This is a genomic window from Marinimicrobium sp. UBA4509, assembly GCF_002388575.1.
GTDB classification, from domain to species: domain Bacteria; phylum Pseudomonadota; class Gammaproteobacteria; order Pseudomonadales; family Cellvibrionaceae; genus Marinimicrobium; species Marinimicrobium koreense.
Genome location: NZ_DGMV01000047.1, coordinates 72,326 through 73,777, shown reverse-complemented (window position 1 = coordinate 73,777; position 1,452 = coordinate 72,326). Strand labels below are relative to the sequence as shown.

The window sequence follows — 1,452 nt, the reverse complement described above, 5'->3', positions numbered from 1 at the left end:
ACGCTGGCTCGACCACCATCCGTCCGGGGTGGCTCACCGGGACCTGATGCTGGCGCTGCTGATCGGTGATCGCTCCACCTTGAGTCCCGAGCGCTGGACACGACTGCAGCGCACGGGCACCAATCACCTGTTGGCCATCTCCGGATTACATGTGGGCATGGTGGCGCTGGCGGGACTCTGGCTGGGCGGTATTCTGGGGCGCGGACTCAACGCGCTGTGCCATCGGATACCCGCCTCGGCGGTGGGTCAGGTATTCGCGCTCGGCTTCGCGCTTTTCTACAGCGCCCTGGCCGGATTCAGCATTCCGACCCAGCGCGCCTTGATCATGATCGGCGTGGTGCAATGGGTGCTGCTGCGCCGGGGAAGTCTACCCGCCGCCACCGGCTTGCTGTTGGCCTGGGTGGCGGTTCTGGTCAGGGACCCGCTCGCCCCTTACGATACCGGGTTCTGGCTCAGCTTTAGCGCCGTCGCGGTCCTGATGCTGGCACTTGGCGGGCGGCGCCGCGCGGGTGCTCAGTGGTGGGGGCAAACGGTGGTGCGGTCTCAGTGGGCGGTGTTTTTGGGGCTGATGGTTCCGCTCCTGATACTGGTGCACGGAGTTAGCCTGGTGGCGCCGATTGCCAACCTGCTGGCGATTCCGTTGGTGACCCTGATGGTGGTTCCCTGGTTGCTTGTGGCGCTGCTGCTGGGCGCCCTCTGGCCCTGGGCCAGTGACCTCTCGCTGGTGGTGGCGGACCTGGGCTTGTCCGCACTTCTGGCCTGGTTGGAGTGGCTGGAGGACGTGGCGCCAATGACGTTGTTTCAGACGGCGCTGTCCTGGCCGGCACTGGCCCTGGCCGGACTGGCCACGCTGCTGATGTTGTTGCCACGAGGGCTGCCCGGACGGTGGCTGGGTTACCCCGGGATAGTGTTGGCGCTGTTGCTCCCGGGGCCACCGGTACCCCCCTTGAGAGTGACGTTTCTGGATGTGGGGCAGGGCCTGGCGGTGGCGGTACAGACGCCGGATTACCGGCTGGTGTATGATACGGGCCCCACCTACAGTGAGCGGCTGGATGCGGGTTCTGGCGTGATCGTGCCCTATTGGCGGCAGTTGGGTGTCCATCAGTTGGACGCGGTGGTGGTCAGTCATCGTCACGATGATCACTCGGGAGGGCTTTCCAGTGTGCTGAAAAGTCTCCCGACCGAGGCACTCTGGGTGGGCGATGCGACACTGTCCACGTCGATGCCCGGGCGGGATTGCCATCAGAGGGCTTCGTGGCAGTGGAATCAGGTGAAATTCCGGTTTCTGCACGGCGGCTTCCCGGCGCAGGTGAATGGCAATAATCGCTCCTGCGTTCTCGAGATTGAATACGCGGGGCAGCGGCTCCTGTTGACCGGTGATATCGAACGGGAAGTGGAGTGGCGGTTGGTCGGCCGGGATCAGCTCAACGGCTCCATCGACGTGCTGCAGGA

1 protein-coding gene is annotated in these 1,452 nt (G+C 64.9%); it reads left to right on the top strand.

The window, feature by feature from the left end:
* On the top strand, positions 1-1,452 hold a 1,452-nt coding region (locus tag B3520_RS07095), incomplete at both ends, for a DNA internalization-related competence protein ComEC/Rec2 (protein WP_286875785.1).